The 24,620-nt window shown below is 71.3% G+C and carries 23 protein-coding genes; 8 read left to right on the top strand and 15 right to left on the bottom strand.

Annotated elements, in window-relative coordinates; translation table 11 throughout:
- Window positions 1–238: 238 nt before the first annotated feature.
- Entirely contained in the window at window positions 239–442 is a 204-nt protein-coding gene (locus OG746_RS12765; protein WP_266714564.1) for a hypothetical protein, read from the bottom strand.
- Window positions 443–823: 381 nt separating this feature from the next.
- A complete protein-coding gene (locus tag OG746_RS12760; protein WP_266714562.1) occupies window positions 824–1,105 on the bottom strand; it encodes an acylphosphatase in 282 nt (93 codons plus the stop codon).
- Between the two features lie 152 nt (window positions 1,106–1,257).
- Here OG746_RS12760 and OG746_RS12755 point away from each other — a divergent pair, with 152 nt between their 5' ends.
- Window positions 1,258–2,196: a CAP domain-containing protein gene (locus OG746_RS12755; protein WP_266714560.1), complete on the top strand. Its 939-nt coding sequence runs from the start codon at window positions 1,258–1,260 to the stop codon at window positions 2,194–2,196.
- Window positions 2,197–2,211: 15 nt separating this feature from the next.
- Here the strand turns inward: OG746_RS12755 and mutM are convergent, their stop codons facing one another.
- From mutM to kdgD, 10 genes are all read right to left on the bottom strand, one after another.
- Window positions 2,212–3,072, bottom strand: a complete 861-nt coding sequence (gene mutM / locus OG746_RS12750; protein WP_266714558.1) for a bifunctional DNA-formamidopyrimidine glycosylase/DNA-(apurinic or apyrimidinic site) lyase — start codon at window positions 3,070–3,072, stop codon at window positions 2,212–2,214.
- A 176-nt stretch (window positions 3,073–3,248) separates the two neighbouring features.
- Window positions 3,249–4,049 (bottom strand): ribonuclease III, encoded by an 801-nt coding sequence (gene rnc / locus OG746_RS12745; protein WP_266714556.1) that lies wholly within the window; start codon window positions 4,047–4,049, stop codon window positions 3,249–3,251.
- Between the two features lie 7 nt (window positions 4,050–4,056).
- Window positions 4,057–4,230: a 50S ribosomal protein L32 gene (rpmF, locus tag OG746_RS12740; protein WP_030361955.1), complete on the bottom strand. Its 174-nt coding sequence runs from the start codon at window positions 4,228–4,230 to the stop codon at window positions 4,057–4,059.
- Between the two features lie 2 nt (window positions 4,231–4,232).
- A complete protein-coding gene (locus tag OG746_RS12735; RefSeq protein WP_266718907.1) occupies window positions 4,233–4,877 on the bottom strand; it encodes a YceD family protein in 645 nt (214 codons plus the stop codon).
- Between the two features lie 148 nt (window positions 4,878–5,025).
- Window positions 5,026–6,093 carry a F0F1 ATP synthase subunit B gene (locus OG746_RS12730; protein WP_266714552.1) on the bottom strand — a complete coding sequence of 356 codons (1,068 nt, stop codon included), beginning with the start codon at window positions 6,091–6,093 and terminating at the stop codon, window positions 5,026–5,028.
- 91 nt (window positions 6,094–6,184) lie between these two features.
- Window positions 6,185–6,664: a pantetheine-phosphate adenylyltransferase gene (gene coaD / locus OG746_RS12725; RefSeq protein WP_266714550.1), complete on the bottom strand. Its 480-nt coding sequence runs from the start codon at window positions 6,662–6,664 to the stop codon at window positions 6,185–6,187.
- A gap of 26 nt (window positions 6,665–6,690) precedes the next feature.
- A complete protein-coding gene (gene rsmD / locus OG746_RS12720) occupies window positions 6,691–7,290 on the bottom strand; it encodes a 16S rRNA (guanine(966)-N(2))-methyltransferase RsmD (RefSeq protein WP_266714548.1) in 600 nt (199 codons plus the stop codon).
- A gap of 1,303 nt (window positions 7,291–8,593) precedes the next feature.
- A complete protein-coding gene (recG, locus tag OG746_RS12715) occupies window positions 8,594–10,804 on the bottom strand; it encodes an ATP-dependent DNA helicase RecG (RefSeq protein WP_266714546.1) in 2,211 nt (736 codons plus the stop codon).
- A 117-nt stretch (window positions 10,805–10,921) separates the two neighbouring features.
- Window positions 10,922–11,893, bottom strand: coding sequence for a 2-hydroxyacid dehydrogenase (locus tag OG746_RS12710; protein WP_266714544.1), 972 nt, complete (start codon window positions 11,891–11,893; stop codon window positions 10,922–10,924).
- 73 nt (window positions 11,894–11,966) lie between these two features.
- Complete coding sequence (kdgD, locus tag OG746_RS12705; protein WP_266714542.1) at window positions 11,967–12,881, bottom strand: 5-dehydro-4-deoxyglucarate dehydratase; 915 nt, start codon at window positions 12,879–12,881, stop codon at window positions 11,967–11,969.
- A 260-nt stretch (window positions 12,882–13,141) separates the two neighbouring features.
- Here kdgD and OG746_RS12700 point away from each other — a divergent pair, with 260 nt between their 5' ends.
- The 6 genes from OG746_RS12700 to OG746_RS12675 all read left to right on the top strand — a co-directional run bounded on the left by OG746_RS12700 (window position 13,142) and on the right by OG746_RS12675 (window position 19,510).
- A complete protein-coding gene (locus OG746_RS12700) occupies window positions 13,142–14,683 on the top strand; it encodes an ABC transporter substrate-binding protein (protein WP_266714540.1) in 1,542 nt (513 codons plus the stop codon).
- A gap of 164 nt (window positions 14,684–14,847) precedes the next feature.
- A complete protein-coding gene (locus tag OG746_RS12695) occupies window positions 14,848–15,777 on the top strand; it encodes an ABC transporter permease (RefSeq protein ID WP_266714538.1) in 930 nt (309 codons plus the stop codon).
- 10 nt (window positions 15,778–15,787) lie between these two features.
- Window positions 15,788–16,798 (top strand): ABC transporter permease, encoded by a 1,011-nt coding sequence (locus OG746_RS12690; RefSeq protein WP_266714536.1) that lies wholly within the window; start codon window positions 15,788–15,790, stop codon window positions 16,796–16,798.
- On the top strand, window positions 16,795–17,784 hold the full coding sequence (locus OG746_RS12685; protein WP_266714535.1) for an ABC transporter ATP-binding protein: 990 nt from the start codon (window positions 16,795–16,797) through the stop codon (window positions 17,782–17,784). Before OG746_RS12690 ends, OG746_RS12685 begins: the two co-directional genes overlap by 4 nt.
- Window positions 17,781–18,797: an ABC transporter ATP-binding protein gene (locus tag OG746_RS12680; RefSeq protein WP_266714534.1), complete on the top strand. Its 1,017-nt coding sequence runs from the start codon at window positions 17,781–17,783 to the stop codon at window positions 18,795–18,797. Before OG746_RS12685 ends, OG746_RS12680 begins: the two co-directional genes overlap by 4 nt.
- Window positions 18,794–19,510, top strand: a complete 717-nt coding sequence (locus OG746_RS12675) for a sulfite exporter TauE/SafE family protein (protein ID WP_266714533.1) — start codon at window positions 18,794–18,796, stop codon at window positions 19,508–19,510. Before OG746_RS12680 ends, OG746_RS12675 begins: the two co-directional genes overlap by 4 nt.
- Before the next feature lie 100 nt (window positions 19,511–19,610).
- Here OG746_RS12675 and OG746_RS12670 read toward each other — a convergent pair whose 3' ends face one another.
- Together OG746_RS12670 and OG746_RS12665 are read right to left on the bottom strand one after the other, a co-directional pair.
- Window positions 19,611–20,612, bottom strand: coding sequence for a 2-hydroxyacid dehydrogenase (locus tag OG746_RS12670; RefSeq protein WP_266714531.1), 1,002 nt, complete (start codon window positions 20,610–20,612; stop codon window positions 19,611–19,613).
- Entirely contained in the window at window positions 20,606–21,886 is a 1,281-nt protein-coding gene (locus OG746_RS12665) for a glucarate dehydratase family protein (protein ID WP_266714529.1), read from the bottom strand. Before OG746_RS12665 ends, OG746_RS12670 begins: the two co-directional genes overlap by 7 nt.
- 122 nt (window positions 21,887–22,008) lie before the next feature.
- Here OG746_RS12665 and OG746_RS12660 point away from each other — a divergent pair, with 122 nt between their 5' ends.
- Window positions 22,009–22,818, top strand: a complete 810-nt coding sequence (locus tag OG746_RS12660; protein WP_266714527.1) for an IclR family transcriptional regulator — start codon at window positions 22,009–22,011, stop codon at window positions 22,816–22,818.
- Window positions 22,819–22,855: 37 nt separating this feature from the next.
- On the opposite strand, the gene fakA is transcribed toward OG746_RS12660, so the two are convergent.
- A complete protein-coding gene (gene fakA / locus OG746_RS12655) occupies window positions 22,856–24,565 on the bottom strand; it encodes a fatty acid kinase ATP-binding subunit FakA (RefSeq protein ID WP_266714525.1) in 1,710 nt (569 codons plus the stop codon).
- Window positions 24,566–24,620: the final 55 nt, after the last annotated feature.

Raw genomic sequence — 24,620 nt, 5'->3', positions numbered from 1 at the left:
CCGTCGGACTCTACCCGGCACCCCTGTCTCACTCCATGAACCCACCCACGGTTTCACGCGTGAACATGCAGGGCACATCAGACGTATAGAACGTCAAGGTAAAGACAGTGCGCGGGGGCACCGGAAAGTGCGACCGAGAGGAAAAAGGGACGCCGAAGCGTCCCTTGGATTACTCGGTCGAGCGGGTGATAGCGGCTGGTTACGGGCGATGCCCGACCACCTGGATCGCCGGGGGTGGTCAGGTGAGCGCAGGCTCCGCCTGGGGTACGTCGATACCCTCGATGAGAGAGTCGTGAGAAGCGGCAGCCGCGAGCTCGTCGTTCTCGGCCTGAATACGGCCGAGCTCGGATTCAAGATCCTGGACGCGCTGCTGGAGCCGTCGCATCTCGGCGAGAAGTCGCGGGTCGCTGCCGCCGACGTAACCGAGAAGCGCCTTTGCCATGATGGATGGTCCTCCACAATGAGTGACCGACCGAAGCGGTGTGGGTCGTGAGGGATTCGCACCCGCGGTGCTTGGCACTTCTTGTATTGCTGCCGTTCTCACATGCCAAACAGCTAAGGTGCGCGGGGACTTCCAGAGTCTCACCAAAAAGTTTGACGGTCAACACGATCACGCCCCGTATTGGCGGGCAAACCGGGGGCTTCGCGCCGCAGAACCTGCGGTACGGCCTCACGTTCGGGGCCCGGGGGCGTAGAGATCATCCGTTCCCGGGGAGCCTGCCACGAGTCCCTGTTATTGGCAACCACCAGGGCGTTTCTGCCGCACGCAGGTGCCTGCGGCACGTCCCGCGCCCCCTCACCCGGGCCCGCCTGCGGTAACGACTCAGCGGATGGCAAACCCGTCGTAACCGCCGCGGGGCGTGTCCCAGATCTCAGTCACACCGTCGACCCGGCCGGGTGTGTCGTCGCCGTGGAGCCAGTCGAGCAGTTGCTGACACGCGACGCGCGGTCCCTCGGCGACCACTTGGACACGCCCGTCGTCCAGATTGAGAGCAAAACCACTCAGGGCGCCGATCTCCAGTGCACGCGCACGGGTGAACCACCGAAAACCCACACGTTGGACACGTCCTCGCACCCAGGCCGTGATCCGTACTTCTTCGTTCATGGGTGCACGCTAACCGGCCAAAAGCACTCGGAGCACTTCGCCCACTGGGGAGTTGGGGTAGCGTCCCCGACCATCGAGCCTCACTCGTACGGGTGAGAAGCACGCACCACAGTGACGACCGCGAGGACCAGAGGACCAGGAAGGCACAGGACATGGGACGCCACCGACGCTCCGCCGCCGGCCGCCCGCACGCGAGCGACTTTGCGCAGGGCTACGCGGAGTACCCACCGCGCCCCACGCCTCCCGAACCACCCGGCACCTCCCACCACCGGAAGAGGCGCGACGGCGTGCCGCTGCGCACCGGTCTGCTCGGTGCCTCGGCCGCGGTCGCGATGGGCGCGGTCGCGGTGACCACGGGACTGATACCCGGCGGCGGGAGCTTCAAGTTCGGCGGCGGTGACGGCAGCAGGGTGCAGGCCGCCGACTCCCCCGACGTCACGGCGCAGGGCAGTACGGACGGTGCGGTCGACGACCGGGCGCCGTCCGCTGCGAGCCGCGACACCGAGCGGGCCACGCCGTCCGCGACACCGTCACGGTCCGCTTCGAGCGCCGCGCCGCGATCCTCCGAACCGTCGAAGCGTGAGCAGCAGTCCCGGTCCGCCGACGACAGCGGTACGAGGACGAAGAGCGCGAGCCCGACGACGGCCACCCCGTCGTCACCTGCGCGGACGAAGGCGCCCTCCGGCGCGGGCGGCGGCGCGGCGACCACGTCGGAGAAGGCGGCATCGGCGCAGGTCCTCTCCCTCGTCAACCAGGAGCGCTCCAAGGTGGGTTGCTCCCCGGTGACGGCGGACAGCGGCCTCGCCTCGCTCGCCACGGCGTTCAGCGACGACATGGCCTCGCGGGACTTCTTCGACCACACGGACCCGGACGGGGCGACGCCCTGGGACCGCGCCAAGGCGGCGGGCATCACGGACCTCGGCGGCGAGAACATCGCCCGCGGCCAGGCCAACGCCCAGTCGGTCATGGACTCCTGGATGAACAGCCCCGGCCACAAGGCCAACATCCTGAACTGCGACTTCAAGACCCTGGGCGTCGGCGTGCACTTCGGCTCGGGCGGGCCGTGGTGGACGCAGGACTTCGGTTACTGACGCGTCGCGCGCTGCCTACACGGCCGTGCGCGGAGGGCGCTGGCAGCGCGGGCAGTAGTAACTGGACCGATTCATCCACGGGCGCCGACGCATGGGCGTCGAACAGCGCCGGCACGGCAGGCCCTCGCGCCCGTACGCGTCGAGCGACCGGTCGAAATACCCCGACTCCCCGTTCACATTCACGTACAGGGCATCGAAGCTCGTCCCGCCGACGCTCAGCGCCGCGTTCATCACATCCCTTACGTGGCCCAGGAGTTCGGCCGTGCGGGGGCGGGTGAACGTCGCCGTGGGGCGCTCGTAGTGCAACTTCGCGCGCCACAGTGCCTCGTCCGCGTAGATGTTGCCGACGCCGCTGATGAGGGACTGGTCGAGCAGGGCCCGCTTGATGGTGCTGCGCTTCGCGCGCAGCGCGGTGTGGAACGCGGCGTCGTCGAAGAGCGCGTCGAGGGGGTCGCGGGCGATGTGCGCGATGACGTCGGGCAGGCCGGAGGCATCGGTGTCGTGCAGCGAGAGCCCGCCGAAGGTGCGCTGGTCGACGAAGCGCAGCTCCGTCGAAAGGTCGTCGGCGAAGCGGACGCGGATGCGCAGGTGCTTCTCGTCGGGAGCGTCGTGCGGCTGCACCAGGAGCTGGCCGCTCATGCCGAGGTGGGCGAGGACGGAGATGCCCGAGCCCTGGAGCGGCAGCCACAGATACTTGCCGCGGCGGCTCGGCTCGCCGATCGTCTGCCCCTTGAGCCGGGACGCGAAGTCCGCGCCGCCCGCGATGTGCCGGCGCACGGACCGCGGGTGCAGCACCTCGACCTCGGCGACGGTCCGATGCGCCACCCACCTCTCAAGCCCACGCCGAACGACCTCCACTTCGGGCAGCTCTGGCACGGGAGTCCTCCGGAGGGGGCAGGCGGGCTGGGTTCGGGCAGCGTATCGCGGGGCAATTCAAGCCCCGCCTTTGGACGAGAGCCAGCGGGGTCTGGGGCGGAGCCCCAGGAGGCCAAGAAAAATGCGACGCCCGCCCCTCCGGCGAACCGGTGGGGCGGGCGTAGGAAGCGGAGCGGTTACGCCCCGGAGGCCGTATCGACCGCCGCGGCATCCGCGGCAGCCTCCCGCTCGTCCGCGGCAGCGCGAATCGCACGCCACGCGGACTCAGCGGCCTGCTGCTCCGCTTCCTTCTTGCTGCGGCCGGTGCCGGTGCCGTACGAGACGCCTCCGACGCGGGCGGCAGCAGTGAAGGTCTTCTCGTGATCCGGGCCGGTTTCGGTGACCAGGTACTCGGGCACGCCGAGTCCCTCCGTCGCCGTCAGCTCCTGGAGACTGGTCTTCCAGTCCAGGCCGGCACCGAGATTCGAGGACTTCTCGATGAGTGGGTCGAACAACCGGTGGACGAGTTCGCCCGCCGCGTCCAGACCCTGGTCCAGGTACACCGCACCGATCACCGCTTCAAGGGTGTCGGCGAGAATCGACGCCTTGTCCCGGCCGCCCGTGCCCTCTTCGCCCCGGCCGAGCCGGATGAAGGAACCCAGGTCGAGCCCACGGCTGACCTCCGCAAGTGCACGCGAATTGACCACCGCGGCCCGCAGTTTGGCCAGTTGGCCTTCCGGCAGGTCGGGGTGGGTGCGGTAGAGAGTGTCGGTGACCACGAGGCCGAGGACCGAGTCGCCCAGGAATTCCAGGCGCTCGTTCGTCGGCAGGCCGCCGTTCTCATACGCGTACGAGCGATGTGTCAGCGCGCGCACCAGAAGGGCGGACTCGAGCTTGTACCCGAGCCGCCCTTCCAGAAGCGTGTGGGACGAGGCTGTGGTGTCCACCTTTTTCTTGGCGTCATCCGCCTTCTTGGGGCTCGACACTGTGCCTCTCACCAGCCGCTCAGACCTCGAGGACCTGGCGCTTGTTGTAGGTGCCGCAAGCCGGGCACGCGATGTGCTGCAGCTTGGGCTCCTGGCAACGCTCACACGAAACCAGGGTGGGGACCGCAGCCTTCCACTGCGACCGGCGGTGGCGCGTGTTGCTGCGCGACATCTTCCGCTTCGGAACAGCCACGGCTACTTCTCCTGCTTCTCGTCGACGCCCGCTTGCGCTTCGGCGCCGCTCATCTCGTCCTTCTCGCCGTCCTGGATGGATTCAGCGAGTCCCTGCAATGCCGCCCAACGGATGTCGACGGCGTCGTGGTGGTGGCCCGGCTCGTCCGAAAGCCGCACTCCGCACTCGGAGCACAGACCTTCACAGTCTTCCTGGCACACCGGCTGCATCGGCAGTGCGAGCACCACCGCATCACGCAGCACCGGCTCGAGGTCGAACAGGCCGTCCTCGAGAAAGAGCCTGTCCTCGTCTTCCTCGGCGTCGTCGGCCGGTTCCGCTTTTACGCGGCCCCGGTCGTCGGCGTCAGGGTACGAGAACATCTCCTGGAAGTCCGCGTCGACCTCTTGAACGAGCGGCTCCAGACACCTTACGCACTCCCCCTTGGCCGATGCACGGGCGGTGCCTGTGACAAGCACCCCTTCCATGACCGACTCCAGGCGGAGGTCGAGCTCCACCGGGGCGCCTTCCGGCACCTCGATGACTCCCAGGAGGCCGAACTCCTTGGGAGCGTCGATCGTGCGGGACAGCCGCTGCATGGCACCAGGACGCCGACCCAGCTCGTGCGTATCGAACACGAACGGGTTGCGGTGGTCGAGGTGGGTGTTCAGGGCTGGTCCTGCTTTCGTTCTTCGAAGCTCATGTGGGGGTTGCCGCCCCGAAAATTTCCGGGCAGCTCGGAACGCACGTGCTACGCGCGACCGAAGAACCAGGGTACTGGACCTTTCGCTCACGGCCCAATCTGCCCCTGGGACCGGCTCAGCGCCCCTGCTCGTACTGCCGCATCTGCTCCAGGCTGATCATGCTCGTGTCGAAGAGACTCGTCTCGTCGAGCGCGCCGTCCTGGGCCTGCTGCGGCTGGTGCTGCTGCAGTTCCTGCTGGTGCTGCTGGTACGCGTACGGGTCCTGCTGGTACGCCGCGTACGGGTCCTGCTGGTAGGTGCCGTAGGCGTCCTGCTGGCCGTAGGGCTGCTGCTGGTAGCCGCCGTACGGATCCTGGCCCTGCTGCGCGTACACGGGCTCCGGGGCCTGGGCCGGGATCTGGGGCACCTGCGGGGGCGCCGGCATGTGCGGGGGCTGCGGGGCGGCCGGCTGCTGGGTCTGGGCGCCGCCGATCTCGGCGAGGCCCGCGAGGTAGTCGGCGTCGCTGGTGTGCGGCTGCCCCTCGGTGTCCACGCCCAGCGTGCCGAGGTCGTCGCTGGCGATGCGGCCGTGCAGCTTCTGCCGGCCCTTGCCGACGGCGTCCAGGGTCTTGGCGAGCACCGCCTCGAAGGCGCCGAGCTTGGTGTCCACATACGCGTCGGCGTCCCGCCGCAGCGTCTCCGGGTCGTGGCTGCGCTCGGGGGCGTCCTCGTCCTCGTAGCCCGCCTCGTCGACGCCGGGTCCGGTGCCGAGCAGCTTTTCGCGGCCGCGGCCGACCGAGCCGAGCGTCTTGTTGAGGACGACCTCGAAGTTGGCCAGCTTGGAGTCGACGTAGTCGTCGGCCTCCGCGCGGACCTCCTCGGCCTCCTGGCGGGCCTCGGCGAGGATCCGGTCGGCCTCGGCCTGGGCGCGCTGGGCGATCTCCGTGTCGGCGATCAGGGTGCCCCGCTCGGCCCGCGCGCCCTCGATGATGCGCTCGGCCTCCGCGTGGGCCTGCTCGACCATCTGCTCGCGGCCGCCGATGAGCTCCTGGGCCTGGGCGAGGGAGCCGGGCAGCGCCTGGCGCACCTCTTCGAGCATCGCCAGCAGGTCGGCGCGGTTGATCACGCACGAGGCCGACATCGGCATCGAGCGCGCGCCGCCGACCGTGCCGACGATGTCGTCGAGCTTCTTCTGCACGTCCACCGTGTGCTCGCCACTCTCTCGTCTAGACGCCGGTAAGGCTGGGGTGTTGGAGACGGACGAGACGACTGTAAGCCCAACGTGCGCGTGCGCGTCACTTCTTGGGAAGGCGCTCCGCCAATGCCTGGTTGACCTGCTCGGGAACCAGGTGCGAGACGTCGCCACCCCAGGCCGCGACCTCCTTGACCAGGGAGGACGACAGGAAGCTGTACGTCGGGTTGGTGGGGACGAAGAGGGTCTCCACGCCGGACAGGCCGATGTTCATCTGGGCCATCTGCAGCTCGTAGTCGAAGTCGCTGACGGCGCGCAGGCCCTTGACGATGGCCGGAATGTCTCGCTGCTTGCAGAAGTCGACGAGGAGGCCGTGGAAGGCCTCCACCTCCACGTTGCCGAACTCGGCCGTGACCTCGCGGATCAGCTCGATCCGCTCCTCGACCTCGAACAGTCCCTTCTTGGACTGGTTGATCATCACCGCGACGTGCACGACGTCGTAGAGCTTGGAGGCTCGGGCAATGATGTCGAGGTGGCCGTTGGTGATGGGGTCGAACGACCCCGGACAGACTGCGCGGCGCACGGGAAGTCCCTCGCTCTCCGGTCCGGTCATCGTGCGTCGTCGCACGTGAGGGTGGTGTTCAAGGCGGCGCGACCGTACCAAAACGTGCCCTCGCCGTAGCGACGGGACCTCAGGCCATCGAAGCCGTCCGGCCACCGGAATTCGCCGCCTCTGGTGCTGCGTTCCACGGTGACGAGCGCTTCGTCCGCGAGCCAGCCCCGCGTGCGGAGTGTGAGCAGAATCTCGCGAAGATCGTCGTCGGAGACGGCGTAAGGGGGGTCGAGAAAGACCAGGTCGTAGGGGGCAGTTGGGGGCGGGCCCGCGACGATTTGCTCCGCTTTTCCGGTACGTGCCTCGGCTCCCGGCAGGCCGATCGCGCGGATGTTCTCGCGGATCGTGCGGGCGGCGCGGGTGTCGGCCTCGACGAGGAGTGCGTGGGCGGCGCCGCGGGAGAGGGCCTCCAGGGCGACGGCGCCGGAGCCCGCGTACAGGTCGGCGACGCGGGTTCCGTCGAGGCTGCCGCCGAGGAGCGCCTGCCAGGTGGAGAAGAGGGCCTCGCGTGCTCGGTCGGAGGTGGGCCGGGTGCCGGTGCCCGGGGGCACGGCGAGGCGGCGTCCGCCGGCGGTGCCGGCGATCACGCGGGTCATCGCGCTACGTCCTTGTCTTCCGTGTGACTGGTGCGGGTCCAGTTTGTCAGCACGCCGACACCTCGCGCCTGCCGGGCGGCGGGGGCCGACCGTCCCTACGCCACGGGGCTCCGCCCCGGACCCCGCGCCTCAATCGCCGGCGGGGCTGATATTGCCGAACCGGCGTGACGGCCTCGGGGCTCCGCCCCGGACCCCACGCCTCAAACGCCGGCGGGGCTGAAGAGATCAGGTTTTCAGCCCGGGCCCCGGGCCCCAAACGCCATCCGGGCTTAAAGATCGGGGCTCTGCCCCGGGCCCCGCGGGCTCCCGTCCCAGAGCGGGGCTGAAAATGCCCACCCGCCGCCGGGCTCGAATTGTCCTGCCCGCAGGCGATCGCCCGGCTCCCACCCACCCGCCCCCTCCGGGAGTGTCGGCCCGACGGGGCACCGCCATCGCCGTGGGTGATCCATCGGCAGGCACGGCTCCCCGCCGGGACGGCGAGGGGCGCCACCGCCTTGGGTGAACCGGCGACGGCCACGGCTCTACACCCGCTGCGGTCGACCGCACGCGCCTGGGCAATCCGCCGCCTGGCACAGTTCCCCACCCGTCGCGGTCGGCCGCCACCGCCTTGGGCAATCCGCCGCAGGCACGGCTCCCCACCCGTTGCGATCGGCCGCACACGCCTTGGGCAATCTGCCGCCTGGGGCGGCAGGGTGGGCAAGGCGGCCCCCGGTGCCGCGCACCCCTCACGACGGGCCCTGCCCCGGCACAGCGACCTGGGCTCGGGACGGGCCGAAGCCCCCGGAGGGGGCGGGCGGGAGGGAGATGACCGGGCACCGACGCAGCCGGACAGGGGCCGGTGCCGTGCGCCGAGCGCAAGCGCGCCCACCCCGACGCAGCCGGACAAGGACCGGTGCCGCACGCTGAACGCAAGGGCGTCCACCCCGGCCAAGCCCCAAGACCCGGTGCAGCGCACCCCTCACGACGGGCCCTGCCCCGGCACAGCGACCCGGACCCGGGACGGGCCGAAGCCCCCGGAGGGGGCGGGCGGGAGGGAGATGACCGGGCACCGGCACAGCCGGACAGGAACCGACGCCGTGCGCCGGGCGCGAGGGCGCCCACCCCGGCACAGTGCCGCGCACCCCGGACGGGATACGCCGACCACCGCACGGTGGGATCCCGGTGCCGCGCACCCCGGACGGTAGGCGCCGGCCACGGCACGGCGGCACCCCGGTGCGGCGTAGCCAGGACGGAGGCGCCGACCACGGCACGGTGGGAGCCCGGTGCTGCGCGAGCAGGGCGTGGGGCCCAGACCCGGCACGGGTCAGCCCTTGTCCAGGTACTGTTCGCGTTCCTCGTCGAGGAGGGCGTCCAGCGCCACCCGTAGGGCCGGCAAGGCCTCCAGTTCCGGGTCTGCCGAAACCACCTTCGTCGCCTCCTCGCGCGCCTCCGCGATGATCTCCTCGTCCTCGATCACGGCGAGCATCCGCAGGGACGAGCGGACGCCGGACTGGGCCTGGCCGAGGACGTCGCCCTCGCGGCGCTGTTCGAGGTCGATGCGGGAGAGCTCGAAGCCGTCGAGCGTGGCGGCGACGGCGCCGAGGCGGGCGCGCGCGGGGGCGGCCTCCGGCATCTCGGTGACCAGCAGGCACAGCCCCGCCGCCGACCCACGGCCGACGCGGCCGCGCAACTGGTGGAGCTGCGAGACACCGAACCGGTCGGCGTCCATGATCACCATCGCCGTCGCGTTCGGCACGTTCACCCCGACCTCGATGACGGTCGTCGCCACCAGGACGTCCGTCTCCCCCGCGGCGAAGCGACGCATCACGGCGTCCTTGTCGTCGGGCTGCATGCGCCCGTGCAGGACCTCGACCTTGAGGCCCTGGAGCGGACCGCGCGCCAGCTCCTCCGCGACGTCGAGCACGGCGAGCGGCGGCCGCTTCTCCGCCTCGTCCTCGGCGGACTGCTTCTTGGCGGCGCCCTTCTTGGGCTTCTCGTCCTCGTCGTCACCGATGCGCGGGCAGACGACGTACGCCTGATGACCGTTGCTCACTTCCTCGCGTACGCGCTCCCACGCGCGGGCCAGGAAGTGCGGCTTGTCGGCCGCCGGTACGACATGGCTGGCGATCGGCGAGCGGCCGGCCGGGAGCTGGTCGAGGACGGACGTCTCCAGGTCGCCGAAGACGGTCATCGCGACCGTGCGCGGAATCGGCGTCGCCGTCATGACCAGGAGGTGCGGCGGTTGCTTGCCCTTCGAGCGCAGGGCGTCGCGCTGTTCCACGCCGAAGCGGTGCTGCTCGTCCACGACGACCAGGCCCAGATCGTCGAACTGCACCTTGTCCTCGATCAGCGCGTGCGTACCGATGACGACGCCGGCCTCGGCCGTGGCCAGATCGAGCAGGGCCTGGCGGCGGGCGGCCATGCCCATCGAGCCGGTGAGCAGGACGACCTTGGTGGCGTGCTCGGCCCCGCCCAGCATCCCGCCCTGCGCCAGCTCGCCCATCATCTCGGTGATGGACCGGTGGTGCTGCTGGGCGAGGACTTCGGTGGGCGCGAGCATCGCTGCCTGACCGCCCGCGTCGACGACGGCGAGCATGGCGCGCAGCGCGACCATGGTCTTACCCGAACCCACCTCTCCCTGGAGCAGCCGGTGCATCGGGTGCTCGGTGGCCAGGTCGTCGAAGATCTCCTTGGAGACCTTCTGCTGGCCGTCGGTGAGTGTGAAGGGGAGCTTCGCGTCGAAAGCCGTCAGCAGGCCGTCCGGCTTCGGTACGCGTGGGACCGCGGTCAGCTGGGTCTCCGCGAAGCGGCGCCGGGCGAGGGCCACTTGAAGGACGAACGCCTCGTCCCACTTGAGGCGGTCCCGGGCTCCGGCGACGTCGTCCTTCGTCTGCGGCCGGTGGATCTTGAGCAGGGCCTCGGGCAGCGGGGCGAGGCCGCGGCCCTCGCGCAGCGACTCGGGCAGCGGGTCCTCGGCCTCGCGCGCGCTGGGCAGCACCAGGTCGACGGCCTTGGCGATCTTCCAGGACTCCAGCTTGGCCGTGGCCGGGTAGATCGGCAGCAGGGCCCCGGCCCACGAGCCGACCGCCTCCGCGGCCTCGTCGGAGGACTCGGCGTTGAGCAACTGGTAGGCGGGGTGCGCCAGTTGCATCTTCCGGTTGAAGACCGAGGCCTTGCCGGCGAACATCGCGCGCGTACCGGGCAGCAGGTCCTTGTGCGGCTTGTGGATGCCGCGGCCGAAGAAGACGAGTTGGAGCTCGCCGCTGCCGTCGGTGATGGTGACTTCGAGGCGCTGGCCCCTGCCGCCGTTGAACTTCAGGATGCGGGCGGTGGCGACCTGCGCGACGACCGTCACGTGCTCGTCGAGCGGCAGGTCCGCGAGGCGGGTGAGCTCGCCCCGCTCCGCGTATCTGCGCGGGTAGTGGTGGAGCAGGTCGCCGACCGTGTGCAGGCCTAGATGCTCGGCCATCACCTTCGCGGTGGCGGGGCCGAGCACCTTCTTCAGTGGTTCTTCAAGCGCGGGCACGAGATCCATTGCACACCACGCCACTGACAATGGCCGAACACTGCCCTGAAACGAGTCTCGGAGCGGCCCTGAAACGAGGCCCGGGGCAGCCCTGAAACGAGTCCGAGGGCAGCCCCGAAGCGCGCCTCAGCCCATCTCGGGCACCGGTGTCACCAGCTTCCCGTGCGCCAGGTACGCGGTCAGGTTGTCCAGGGTCAGCCGTTCCATCTCGTCGCGGGTCTGGACGGTGCCGCTGGCCAGGTGCGGCGTGAGGACCACGTTGTCCAGGGCGAGCAGCGGCTCCGGCACGTGCGGTTCGGCGGCGAAGACGTCGAGTCCCGCGCCCGCGAGGCCGCCGGTGGTCAGGAGGTCGACGAGCGCCTCCTCGTCGACCACGCTGCCGCGCGCGATGTTGACGAGGTAGCCCTCGGGGCCGAGCGCCTCCAGGACCTCTCGGGAGACGAGCCCGCTGGTGGCTGCGCCGCCGGAGGTGGCGACCACCAACACGTCGACGGAGGCGGCCAGTTCCGCGGGCGAGGCGGCGTACGTGTAGTCGACGCCGGGCACCTCGCGGCGGCTGTGGTAGCTGATCGGGCAGCCCATGGCGGCGAACCGGGTGGCGATGGCCCGCCCGATCCGGCCGAGTCCGAGCACGCCGATCCGGGCGCCGCTGACCCGGCGGGCCAGCGGGACGGCGCCCTCACTCGGCCAGCGGCCGGCCCGTACGTAGCGGTCGGCGGCGGAGAGCCCCCGCAGCACGTCGAGCGTCAGCCCGAGCGCGGTGTCGGCGACGCAGTCGGTGAGCACGTCGGGGGTGTTGCTGACCACGATGCCGCGTTCCAGGGCGAGGGCGACGTCGGTGGTGTCGTAGCCGACCCCGAAGTTGACGACGGCGCCGAGGCGCGGGAGTGCGGCCATGAGTTCGGTGCCGACGCCCGCGCGGCCGGAGGTGACGACGACGCCGACCTCACCCCCGTACTCCGCGAGGAAACTGTCGCGTTCGGGTCCTTCCTTCGGAAGGACGAGAGCGTCGTACGTGGTGCTCAGCGTCCGGGCGAGCGAGGGCTTGAGCGAGCCGACGGCGAGGACGCGGCCGACGGAGGCGGTGGACGTGGTCATGCGGGGACTCCTTCCTGGACCGGCTCGTGGTCAGGGGCCGGTTCATGGTCCGGGTTCATGGTCCCGGGCCGGTTCAGATCACTTTCTTGACGAGCGCGGCGAGTTCGGCGTGCTCGGCCTCGGTGAGGTCGGTGAGCGGCGGGCGCACCGGGCCTGCGCCGTGGCCGGAGACGGTGAGGCCGGCCTTCACGATCGACACCGCGTAGCCGGGCTGCCGGTCGCGGATGGCGATGTACGGCAGGACGAACTCGCGCAGCCGGTCGTAGACCTGCGCCTTGTCGTGGGCGCGCACGGCCGCGTAGAAGTCGCAGGCCCACTGCGGGGCGAAGTTGAAGATGGCCGACGAGTAGGTGGTGGCGCCGAGTTCGAGGTACGGCAGGGCGTAGGTCTCGGCCGTCGGGAGGCCGCCGATGAGGACGAGCCGCCCGTCGTGCTCGGCGTGCAGCCGGGCCATGAGGTCGATGTCGCAGACGCCGTCCTTGAACCCGATGAAGTTGGGGAACCGGGCGACGAGCCGGTCGACGGTCGCCGCCTTGAAGCGGGCGTTGGCCCGGTGGTACACGATCACGCCGAGGGACGTGGCCGCGCAGACCCGCGCCACGTGGTCGTAGAGCCCCTCCTGTCCGACCTCGGTGAGGTAGGGCGGCAGCAGCAGGAGGCCGTCGGCCCCGCCCTCCTCCGCCCGCCGGGCCATCTCCACCGCGGTCGCCGTGCCGTATCCGGCCGCCCCGATGACCGGCAGCGCGTCATGCGCCTCGGCGACGGTCGCCCGCAGCACCGCGTCGACGTCGGTGTGGCTGAGCGAGAAGAACTCGCCGGTGCCGCCCGGGGCGAAGAGGCCCGCCACGTCGTACCCGGCCAGACGTTGGAGGTGCGCGCGGTAGGCCGGCTCGTCGAAGGTGTGGTCGGGCGTGGTGTGGGTGACGGGGAAGGACAGCAGGCCGGAGCCCAGGACGCGGCGCAGATCATCGGGCGAGAAACGGGCCATGGGGCAGCTCCAGGGTCGTCGGGCGGATGAGGCCGGCTGGCCGCAAGCTAGCAGACGTCGATCATGGATAGGAATGGCGTCTACATATGAGTACGCCTCCTCTCCGGCGCACACATAGGGAACGTGTAGGGCGCGTCCAACTTCCGCGCCTGCGCGACCTATTGACGTGCCCGAGAACCCCCACTTACCGTGCGTCCACAAATCGAAACGGCGTCTACATCCGTGGACATGCTCGCGCCTGTCACGGTGGAGGAAGCCCCATGCCCCCTGTTCCCATCCCCGGTCGGGCTCTCGCTCTGGCGGTCGTCTGCACGCTCGCCGCAAGCGCCTGCACCGTGGCCAACAGCGCGTCGGTGACGGCGGGCAAGGACACGCTGCGCGTCGTACTGCCGGAGGAGCCGCCCACCCTCGAACCCTGCGAGTCCTCGCTGACCTCCACCGGCGTGGTGGTGCGCTCCAACATCACCGAGCCGCTGACCGAGCGCGACCCGCACTCGGGCGAGCTTCGGCCGAAGCTCGCGACCGCCTGGAACCGCACCTCCGACACCCAGTGGACGTACACCGTCCGCGAGGGCGTCCGGTTCAGCGACGGTTCGCGGTTCGACGCGAAGGACGCCGCGTACTCCATCGACCGCGCGGTCAACTCGAAGCTCGGCTGCAATGTCGAGGGCTACGTCTTCGGGGACATGGACGTGAAGCTGTCGACGCCCGACGACCACACGCTGAAGGTGACGACCCCCGAGGCGGACCCGATCCTGCCGCTGCGGCTCTCCTTCATCGAGATGGTGCCGACGTCCACCGACGCGAAGAAGAAGGTGCGCGAACCCATCGGCACGGGGCCGTACCGGATCGCCGACTGGGAGCCGGGCCTGCGGCTCTCCCTCGCGGCGAACAAGAAGTACTGGGGCAAGGCTCCCGACTACCGCAAGGCCCTCTACCAATGGCGCCCCGAAGGCAGCGTCCGCGCCGCCATGGTCACCAACGGCGAGGCGGACGTGGCCACTTCGCTCGGCCCGCAGGACGGGGCGGGCGACACCGCGGTCACGTATCCGAACAACGAGACCACCGCGCTGCGCATGCAGCTCGGCGAGGCGCCGCTGAACGACGAGCGGGTGCGCAAGGCGATCAACTACGCGATCGACCGCAAGAGCATCGTCGACTCCCTCTACCGGGGCGACGCCAAGGTCGCGTCCCAGCTCGTGCCCTCCGGGATCACCGGGTACGACAAAGGGCTGAAGCCCTGGCCGACCGACCTCGCCAAGGCGCGGAAGCTGCTGGCGCAGGCGAAGGCCGACGGGGTCGATGTCGGGAAGCAGATCCGGCTGATCAGCCGGACCGCGCTGTTCCCGAAGGTCGACGAGACCGTGCAGGTCATACAGAACGAGCTGGCGGGGATCGGGCTCAACGTCAAGATCCAGATGAAGGACACGGCGGGCAGCACGGAGTTCCAGGAGCGGCCCTTCCCCAAGAACACGGGCCCGTATCTGCTGCTCATCCAGCACGGGAACCAGGCCGGTGACGCGGCCTTCTCCATGGATCAGTACCTGCTGAGCAAGGGGTTCCAGAGCTCCGGTGGCACGGCTGTCTTCGACCGGAAGATCCGCGCGGCGGAGGCGCTCACCGGTGACGCGAGGCAGCGGGCGCTGGCGGGGGTCTTCGCCGCGGAACCGACCGAGGTCACGCAGTACGCCTACGTGGCGCACATGTACGGGATCGTCTCGCTCGCGGAAGGGGTTCGTTACCGGCCCAACTCTGCGACGGGCGACGAGATGCGCCTCGCCGAGTTCACGCGCTCCGATTGACCGGGGGTGGGGCGCGCGCCCCTGCGCAGGTTGCCGCCCACCCCACGGGGCTCCGCCCCGGACCCCGCGCCTCAAACGCCGGCGGGGCTGGATTTGCCCGGACTCACCCGCCCTCCACGGCCAGAAGGCCCGCCCGCTCCCCGTCCTCCGACCAAGGGACAGCGATGTTCCAGTTCCTCCGCCGTCGCACGCTGACCAGCATCCTGCCGCTGCTCGCGGTGCTCCTCGGGGTCTTCGTCCTCGCGCGGCTCACCGGCGATCCGTCGTCCTTGTACCTGCCCGAATCCGCCACCCCGGCCCAGCGCGCCGCCTTCGCCGCCCGCAACGGGTTCGACGACTCGATCTGGCAGCAGATCGCCGACTACTTCGGCGGCGTCTTCCAGCTCGACTTCGGTGAGTCGCTGCGCACCGGCGAGTCCGCGGCGACGATGGCGCTACGGGCCTTCCCCGCCACGTTGCAGCTCGCCTTCGCGACCATGCTGATCGCCGTCGTCGGCGCGGTGATCATCGGAAGCTGGGCCGCCTACCGCCCCAACTCCCTTGCCGACCGCGTCTCTTCGTTCCTGTCCATGACCGCCGCGAGCGTCCCCGACTTCTGGTTCGCGATCACCGGCGTATGGATCTTCTCCGTCACGCTCGGCGTGCTGCCCACCTCGGGCGTCACCGACGGCATGCTCTCGTGGGTGCTGCCGGTGGCGACGCTCCTGATCCGGCCGCTCGGCGTGCTCACCCAGGTGGTGCGCGGCGCGATGATCTCCGCGCTCTCCGCCCCGTACGTGCGCCTCGCGCGCAGCAAGGGGGCCGGCAGCGTCCGCGTGGTCAGCCATCACGCGCTGCGCAACGCCGCCGCGCCCGCGCTCACCGTGGCGGGCGACCTCGCCGTCTCGCTGGTCAACGGGGCCGTGGTGGTGGAGACGATCTTCGGCTGGCCGGGCATCGGGAAGCTGATGATCGACTCCATCCTGGGCCGCGACTTCGCGGTGCTTCAGGCCGCGGTGCTGATCACCGCGATCACCATCTTCGCGCTCAACATCGTCATCGACGTCTGCTACGCGCTGCTCGACGCGCGCGTGCGCGAGACGGCGACGGCCTGAGGAGGACGCCGTGAGTATCTCGACCGACAAGCCGGTGGACTCCGCGTCCGACAACCCGGTTCCTACGAAAGGCGCCTCCGCGCCCCGCGGCAGCCAAGTCCCCCTGTGGCGCATGCTGTTGCGCGACCGGGTCGCCACCGTGGCGGCCGTGCTGCTCGTCCTGATCGCGCTCACCGCGGTCCTCGGCCCGCCGCTGCTCGGTTCCGCCGCCACGGATCAGGACCTGGCGAACGCCAACCAGGCGCCGTTCTCCCTCGACCACGGCTGGCTGGGGATCCTCGGCACCGATCCGCTCGGCCAGAGTGTGCTGGCCCGGCTGGTCGTCGCCGCCCGCACCACGTTCAGCGTGGCCGTGCCCGCGGTGCTGCTCGCGCTGGCCGTCGGCTCGCTGATCGGCATGTGGGCCGGCTACCACCGCGGCCGCAGGGAGACGGTCGCGATGCGCGTCGCCGACGTCATCATGAGCTTCCCTTCGCTGCTCATGGCGGTCGTCGTGCTGTACGTCTTCTCGCCGAGCATCGCCAACCTCGTCCTGGTGCTGACCGTCACCCGGCTCCCGGTCTATCTGCGCACCGCCCGGTCGGAATCCTCCGAGCTGCAGAGCCGCCTGTTCGTGGACGCGGCGCGCACCTTCGGCACGTCCAGCGGGGCGATCATCCGCCGGCACGTGTTCCCGATCGTGCTGCCGACGCTGTTGACCCTCGCCACGCTCGAATTCTGTTACGTGATGCTCGCGGAGTCCTCGCTGAGCTTCCTCGGCATCGGCATCCAACCGCCCGATGTGAGCTGGGGGTTGATGGTGTCGCAGGGGCGGACGTATCTGCAGAGCGCGTGGTGGCTGACCTTCTTCCCCGGGCTCGCCATCGTCATCACGACGGTCTCCGCGACCGTGCTCGCCTCCTGGGCGCGGCTCGCCACCGACCCCGCGCAGCGCTGGCGCCTCGCGCTGCCCCGCAAGGCGCGGCGCCGCGCGGGCCGCGCCGCCCGCACCGCCCCGGCTCCCCAGGAGGTCCAGTCGTGACCGCGACCGCCACGCGTACCGCCCTCGAAGTCGACGGCCTCAGCGTCGACATCCGCACCCCGCACGGCACCGTACGGGCCGTCGACAAGGTCACCTTCAGCGCCCGGCGCGGCCGGACGCTCGCCCTGCTCGGCGAGTCCGGCTGCGGCAAGTCGATGACCGCGCAGGCCATCGTGTCGCTGCTCGACCCGGCCGCCGAGGTGAGCGAGGGCCGGGTGCTGCTCGACGGCACCGATCTGGTCGCGGCCGACGAGCGGACCCGGCGCGCGCTCGCAGGCCCTGAACTCGCCATCGTCTTCCAGGACGCGCTCACCGCCCTCAACCCGGTCTACACGGTGGGCACCCAGCTCGCCGAGCCGTTCCGGATCCACCGCGGGATGTCCCGCAAGCAGGCCCGCAAGGAAGCGGTCGAGCTGATGGCGCGGGTCGGCATCCCGGAGCCGGAGAGCCGGGTGGACGCCTATCCGCACCAGTTCTCCGGCGGTATGCGCCAGCGCCTCCTGATCGCCATCGCGGTCGCCCTCTCCCCCTCCGTACTCCTCGCCGACGAGCCGACGACCGCGCTCGACGTGACCGTGCAGGCGCAGATCATGCAGCTGCTGCGGGACCTGCGCTCAGAGCGGGACATGAGCGTCGTACTGATCACCCACGACCTGGCCCTGGTCTCCGAGCAGGCCGACGAGGTCGTGGTGATGTACGCGGGCACGGTCGTCGAGTCGGGCCCCGTACGCGAGGTGTTCGGGGCGCCCCAACACCCGTACACGAAGGGCCTGTTGGACTCGGTGCCGGTGCACGCCGCGCGCGGTGAGGAGCTGCGGTCCATCGGTGGCGCCCCGCCGGACCTGCACTCGATCCCGTCCGGCTGTGTCTACCAGGACCGCTGCCCGCTGGTGCGCGACCTGTGCCGTGCGCGGCGCCCCGAACCGGCCGAGGTCGCGCCGGGCCGCACGGCCGCCTGCCACTTCTCCGACGAGGTGACCCGATGAGCGACAACCCGCTTCTCCAAGTACGCGAGCTCACCAAGACGTTCCAGGTCCAGGGCGCCGGCAAGGGGCGCCGCCTGCGCGCCCTGAACGGCATCTCCTTCGATCTGCGGCGCGGCGAGACCCTCGGCCTCGTCGGGGAGTCGGGCTGCGGCAAGTCCACGCTCGCCCGGACGCTGCTCATGCTGGAGCGGCCCGACGGCGGCAGCGTCCGCTTCGGCGGCGTGGACCCGTTCGCACTCAAGGGGGCGGAGCTGCTGGCGTGGCGGCGCCGGGTGCAGATGGTCTTCCAGGACCCGTTCGCCTCGCTCAACGCCCGGATGACGGCCGGCGAGATCATCGGTGAACCATGGCGCACCCACAAGTCCCTGCACCGCACGGCCGGTGAACGTGCAGCCCGCGTACGGGAGTTGCTCGACCTCGTCGGGCTGCGCAAGGGCGACGAGCACCGCTATCCGCAGGAGTTCTCCGGCGGCCAGCGTCAGCGCATCGGCATCGCCCGCGCGCTCGCCCTCTCCCCCGACGTGATCATCTGCGACGAGCCGGTCTCCGCGCTCGACCTGTCCGTGCAGGCCCAGGTGCTCAACCTCCTCAACGACCTGCAACGCCAGCTCGGCGTCAGCTATCTCTTCATCTCCCACGACCTGTCGGTGGTCCGGCACGTCGCGGACCGCGTGATGGTGATGTACCTGGGCGGCATCGTGGAACAGGGCGACACGGAGTCCGTCTTCGGCCGCGCCCTGCACCCGTACAGTTCGGCGCTGATGTCGGCCGCGCCGTCGCTCGACGCCGACGCACGCCGCGAACAGATCGTCCTCCAGGGCGAGTTGCCCTCCCCGCTCTCGCCGCCGTCCGGCTGCCGCTTCCGGACCCGCTGCTGGAAGGCGACCGACGCGTGCGCCTCGGCCGCGCCCGACCCGGCCGTCGACGCCCGGGACCCGGGGCACACGGCGGCCTGCTTCCATCCGCTGGAGGACACCTCCGGCCTGGTGGCCGCGGGTGGCGACGGTCTGTGACGCTCACCGGCTATCTGGTCGTCGCGGTCGCGGTGGTGATCGCCTCCTGTCTCCAGGCGTCCATCGGCTTCGGCATGGGGATGCTCGCCGCGCCGGTGGTCGCCGTCGTCGACCCGTCCCTCGTACCGGGAACGCTGATCATTCAGGCGGGCGTGCTCACCCTCCTCGTGACGGTGGCGGAGCGGCAGCACATCGATCTGCGGGGCACCGGCTGGGCGCTGGTCGGCCGGGTGCCCGGCACCGTCGCGGGAGCGCTGCTCGTGGCCGCGCTCCCGCCGCAGGGCCTCGCCCTGATGCTGTCCGGCGTGGTGCTCCTGGGCGTCGTCCTGACCTGCTTCGGCTGGGCCCCGCAGCCGCACCGTCCTGTCCTGGTCCTCGCCGGGTCCGCGTCGGGGCTCCTCGGCACCGCGACCTCGATCGGCGGTCCGCCGATGGCCCTGGTCTGGCAGGGCAAGGACGCCCCCGTGCTGCGCGGCACCATGAGCGGGTTCTTCCTCATCGGCTCGGTGCTCTCCGTCGCGACGCTCGCGTCCACGGGCGCCATCGGGGCGCACACGCTCCTGACCTCTGCCGTGCTCGCCCCCGCGCCGGTCATCGGCTACGCGCTCTCGCGTTACGTGAACCGCTTCATGGACGCCCGCCGGCTGCGCTGGGCCGCGATCGGGGTGTCGGCGCTGGGGGCGGTGCTGCTGATCGGCGAGCAGCTGGTGTGACGTTCGGTGCGGCTGATCGGCGAGCAGCTGGTGTGAGCTTCGGTGCGAACGTCAGCTCCCACCCCAGCGCGACCGTCGGCTCCGCACCCCACCGCGACCGTCAGCTCCGCACCAGGTTGCGCAGCGGCCGTCCCTCCGCGAGCGCCTCGACGTTCGCCCTGATGTCCTCGGCCCGGCCGCGGAAGGTCTCCTCGGTGTGGCCCGACTGGTGCGGCGTGAGCACCACGTTGTCGAACCCGGTGAAGTCCAGGTGCGAGGGCGGCGGCGCCGCGGGCTCGCGCGGGTTGCGCCACCAGACGTCGAGGCCTGCCCCCGCGATGGTGCCGTCGCTCAGCGCGGTGTGCAGCGCCTTCTCGTCGACCACCGCGCCCCGGGCCACGTTCACGAGCACGGCGGACGGTTTCATCGCGGCGAGCGCGGCGGCGTCCACGAGCCCGCGCGTCTCGTCGCTCAGCGGCACCGTCACCACGACCACGTCGCAGGCGCCGAGCATCTCGTGCAGCCGGTCCTGCCCGCCCACCCACTCCAGGTCCACCCCGGCGGGCGGCGGCGCGCCCGGGTCGCGGCGCACGGTGCGTACCCGCATGCCCAACGCGCCCGCCAGCCGGGCGACTTCGCCGCCGATCTCGCCCATGCCGAGGACGCCAAGGGTGCGCCCGGCGAGGACGCCTCCGAAGGCGTAGGACGGGTCGACGACCGCGTTGCGCCAGACGCCGGCCCGCATGTCCCGCTCGCCGCGCGCGACGTCGCGCAGCAGCATCATCGACACCATCACCACGTGCTCGGCGATGGAGCGGCCGTGGTGGAAGGTGTTCGCCACCCGCACCCCGGGCCGCAGCGCGTCCAGCGGGATCTTGTCGTAGCCGGCCCCGGTGACGTGCAGCAGCCGCAGCCGCTCCATCCCGGCCAGCAGTTCGCGGTCGGCGGCGGAGCACACGAGTACGTCGGCGGTGGCCGCGGCGGCGGTCCGGGCCCCGGGATCGTCCCCGTACGCGAAGGTCCAGCGGTGCGCGCCGCCTTCGGTGAGTACGTCCCTGAACCGCCCCATGACCGGTTCGGTGACCAGGACCTCCAGCGGCCGCACCGCTCCCCCGCTCACCACCGCGGCACCGTCGGGTCGAACTCCGGCTGGAAGCGGCGCATGTAGGAGGTGTCGTCGCGCTCGCGGATGCCGCAGTCGAGGTACTGCTCGTGCAGCCGGGCGAGCGCGTCGCGGTCGAGCTCTACGCCGAGTCCCGGGGTGGTGGGCACGGCGACGGCGCCGTCCTTGAACGTGAGCGCCCCGGGCACGACGACGTCCTCGGCGGGGTCCTTCCACGGCCAGTGCGTGTCGCAGGCGTAGTCGAGGTTCGGGGTGGCGGAGGCGAGGTGGGTCATGGCCGCGAGGCTGATGCCCAGATGCGAGTTGGAGTGCATGGACAGGCCCATGCCGAACGTCTCGCAGATCGCGCCGAGCCGCTGGGACCGCCGGAGCCCGCCCCAGAAGTGGTGGTCGGACAGCACCACTTGGACGGCGTCCTGGCGCACGGCCGGCGGCAGGTGCTTGAAGGCGACGACGCACATGTTGGTGGCGAGCGGCATCGACACCTCGCGCGCGACGCGGGCCATGCCCTCGATGCCGGGCGTCGGGTCCTCCAGGTACTCGACGACACCGTCGAGCTCCTGCCCGACCTTGACCGAAATGGCCACGTTCCAGGCCCCGTTGGGGTCGAGCCGGAGCGGCAGCTCGGGGAAGGCCGCGCGCAGCGCACGGACCGCCTCGATCTCCTCCTCGGGCGCGAAGACGCCGCCCTTCAGCTTGATCGCGCCGAACCCGTACGCGTCGATGATGCGCCGCGCCTGCCGGACCAGACCCTCCGGGTCAAGGGCGGCGCCCCACTCGTCGTCGTCCTGCCCGGGGTGGCCGGCCCACTTGTAGAAGAGGTACGCGCTGTAGGCGACGCGGTCGCGCACGGCGCCGCCGAGCAGGTCGCTCACCGGGCGGCCGACGACCTTGCCCTGAAGGTCGAGCGCGGCGACCTCGAAGGGCGAGACGACCCGGTCGGCGAGGGAGCTGTCGGTCACCATCCCGCTCATCCCGTGCCCGCCCACGCCGCTGTCGGCGGCCAGCGACTCATTGACCGCACGCCAGACACCGTTCAGGTCGAAGATGTCAGTGCCGACCAGGTGCTGCCCGGCCCGCTCAAGGCGGCCCAGATGCGGCAGGTCCCCGTAGGACTCACCGAGCCCGCACAGACCGCTGTCGGTCACGACCTCGACGACCGAGCGCAGCGCGAAGGGCTCGTGCACACCTACGGAATTGAGCAGCGGAAGGTCCCGGAACGCCACCGGCGTCACGCGCACCTCGGAGATCCGGTGCTTCTCAGTGTCAGACATGACCGGATCCTGACACGCGTCTACGTACGTAGACAAGGCTTGCGTATGTGATTTCGGGGGTCCGGGCCGACGGCCTCCGCCGCCCCGTCGCCTACGATGTGCCGGACGTTCAGGGGGTAGAAGTGGCAGCGAAGAACGCCTCGTTGGGCGCTGCGGACACCGAGTCGGGCCGCGGCCTGGTCAAGTCCGCCGAGCGCACCGCACGGATCATGGAGACGCTCGCCGAGTCCGCGGACGGCCTCAGCCTGAGCGGACTCCAGGAGCGGACCGGCTACCCCCGCTCCAGCCTGTACGCCCTGCTGCGCACGCTGACGACGCTGAAGTGGATCGAGACCTCCGACGGCGAGCAGACGTACGGCATCGGACCGCGCGCGCTGCTCGCGGGCACCGCCTACCTAGACCGCGACCCGGCGCTGCCCTTCGCCGTCCAGCAGCTCGAGAGCCTGCGGGCCGAGACCGGCTACACCGTGCACTACGCGCGCCTCGACGCCCCGAACGTCATCTATCTGGCCAGCCGCGAGGTCACGGAGCCCAAGCGCCTCGTGTCCCGCGTGGGCCGCCAACTGCCCGCACACGCCACCTCGTTGGGCAAGGCCCTGCTCGCCGAGCGGACCTCGGCCGAGGTCGACGCGATCCTCCCGGAGGACGGGCTGCGGCAGTTGACCGAGCACACGGTGGCCACCCGCGCGGCGCTCCACGACGAGCTGGAGGCGGGCCGGATGCGCGGCTGGTCGATCGAGCGGGAGCAGAACACCGCGGGGCTGTGCTGCGTGGCGGCCTGCGTCGGCTACCGCATCCCGGCGACCGACGCGATCAGCTGCTCGATGCCGCTGTCCCGTGCATCCGACAGGGAACTCGCCCGCGTCACCGAAGCGCTGCGCCGGCACGCGGACGAACTGGCGGGAACCCTGCGCCGCAAGGGCATCCGCTAGCGTCCGGACCCCGGCCGGGCCAAGTGCACTTACCGACCTACTCGACGCCGATCAGCATCAGCGCCGACTGCCGCCCACCGCGGTACACGACCGTGTCCACGGCCAGGTAGGACTCGCGCACATGCTGTTCGAGCCCGGCCGCGACCTCGTCGGAGACCTCCTCGCCGAGGACGAGCGTGACGAGTTCGCCGCCCGCCGCCAGCATCCGGTCGAGGACCGTGCGGGCCGTCACGGGGACCTCGCCGCCGATGACCGCCACGTCTCCGTCGATCAGGCCGAGGACGTCCCCGGCCTGGCAGATGCCCGCCATGGTCCACGACTGCCGCTCGGCGACGGCCAGTTCGCCGTACCGGGTCGCCCCCGCGGCCGAGGTCATCGCCACGACGTCCTCGTCGAAGCGCCGGTCGGGCTCGTGGACGGCGATCGCGGCGATGCCCTGGACCGCCGAGCGGGTCGGGATGAGCGCGATCCGGATGCCCTCGGAGCGGGCCTGCTCGGCCGCCGCCGCGGCGGTGTGCCGCAGCTCGGCGTCGTTCGGCAACAGCACCACCTCGCGCGCGTGGGCCCGCCGTATCGCGCCGACGAGCTCCCCGCTCGCGGGCGGCTCACCGGGCCGGTCGGGCACGGTCGTGGCGCCCGCCTCCCGGTACAGCCCGGCGAGCCCGTCGCCCGGCACAACGGCCACCACGGCCCGCTGCGCGCGCTCCCGCGGCGCCGAGGCGTGCGTCGCGTGCACATCGCCGAGCCCGAAGTGCGTGATGCGGATGCGGTACGGGCGCCCGGCCTCGACGCCCGCCTCCACGGCCGCGCCCGCGTCGTCCACATGTACGTGGACGTTCCACAGGCCGTCCCCGCCGACGACGACCAGCGAGTCCCCGAGGGCGTCCAGCCGCGTCCGCAGCCGGGCCACCGCCCCGTCGTCCGCTTCGAGCAGGTAGATGACCTCGAAGGCGGGTCCCGCGGCGCCCTCGTCCTCGGGGCATTCGAGCAGCACACCGTCGGGAACGGCATCCACGCGCGCGTGGCCGCCCGCTCCGCCCCGGCGCACCGGCGCCGCCTCCCCCGAGACCGCCTCGCTCAGCGCCCCCAGGACGGCCACGAGCCCCCGCCCACCGGCGTCCACGACCCCGGCGCTACCGAGGGCTGCGAGCTGCCCCGGCGTCGCGTCGAGCGCCACGCACGCGCCTTCGTAGGCGGCACGGACGACGTCCCGGCAGTCCCCGTCAACCCCGGAGGCGGCCGCCGCGGCTGCCGTCGCCACGGTCAGGACCGTGCCCTCCACGGGGTGGGCGACCGCCTCGCGCGCGGACTCGGCGGCCCGGCCCAGCGCCAGCCGCAGGGCGTCGGCGTCGGCTCCCGCCGCGTGATCTCCCTCACCGTCTCCACCCACGGCGAGGACCTGCGCCATGCCCCGGAGCAGCTGCGCGAGGATCGTCCCGGAGTTGCCCCGGGCACCGATGAGGGCGCCGTGCGCCATGGCGCGCATCACTTCGGGGAGCGCGGGGGCGGCCGGCTCGGGCCCCGCCTCGAGCCCGGCGAAGACCGCCTCGACCGCCTGATGCGCGGACTCGAGGGTCAGATAGAGATTGGTGCCGGTGTCCCCGTCGGCGACCGGATAGACGTTGATCGCGTCTATCTCCGCGCGGTCACGGCCCAGCGCCTCCAAGGCGAGTGAGCACCAGGCGCGCACCGCGATCACGTCGAGCACCTGCGGCACCTGCGCCTCCTCGAGCAGCTGGACTGGCACCGCAGAGTAGACCGCGGAAGGTGAGCGTCCGGAAAGAGGGCCCGGCCCACAATCC

The sequence above is a fragment of the Streptomyces sp. NBC_01016 genome (genome assembly GCF_026341035.1).
GTDB lineage: Bacteria > Actinomycetota > Actinomycetes > Streptomycetales > Streptomycetaceae > Streptomyces.
Note: the sequence above shows the minus strand (reverse complement) of the source record. Positions and strands in the feature narration are given on the sequence as shown.

Excerpts from the sequence above, each read along its gene's own strand:
- OG746_RS12765 (WP_266714564.1), bottom strand. The coding sequence starts at position 442 with ATGGCAAAGGCGCTTCTCGGTTACGTCGGCGGCAGCGACCCGCGACTT.
- OG746_RS12760 (WP_266714562.1), bottom strand. The coding sequence starts at position 1,105 with ATGAACGAAGAAGTACGGATCACGGCCTGGGTGCGAGGACGTGTCCAA.
- OG746_RS12755 (WP_266714560.1), top strand. The coding sequence starts at position 1,258 with ATGGGACGCCACCGACGCTCCGCCGCCGGCCGCCCGCACGCGAGCGAC.
- rsmD (WP_266714548.1), bottom strand. The coding sequence starts at position 7,290 with ATGACCCGCGTGATCGCCGGCACCGCCGGCGGACGCCGCCTCGCCGTG.
- recG (WP_266714546.1), bottom strand. The coding sequence starts at position 10,804 with ATGGATCTCGTGCCCGCGCTTGAAGAACCACTGAAGAAGGTGCTCGGC.
- OG746_RS12710 (WP_266714544.1), bottom strand. The coding sequence starts at position 11,893 with ATGACCACGTCCACCGCCTCCGTCGGCCGCGTCCTCGCCGTCGGCTCG.
- kdgD (WP_266714542.1), bottom strand. The coding sequence starts at position 12,881 with ATGGCCCGTTTCTCGCCCGATGATCTGCGCCGCGTCCTGGGCTCCGGC.
- OG746_RS12700 (WP_266714540.1), top strand. The coding sequence starts at position 13,142 with ATGCCCCCTGTTCCCATCCCCGGTCGGGCTCTCGCTCTGGCGGTCGTC.
- OG746_RS12695 (WP_266714538.1), top strand. The coding sequence starts at position 14,848 with ATGTTCCAGTTCCTCCGCCGTCGCACGCTGACCAGCATCCTGCCGCTG.
- OG746_RS12680 (WP_266714534.1), top strand. The coding sequence starts at position 17,781 with ATGAGCGACAACCCGCTTCTCCAAGTACGCGAGCTCACCAAGACGTTC.
- OG746_RS12665 (WP_266714529.1), bottom strand. The coding sequence starts at position 21,886 with ATGTCTGACACTGAGAAGCACCGGATCTCCGAGGTGCGCGTGACGCCG.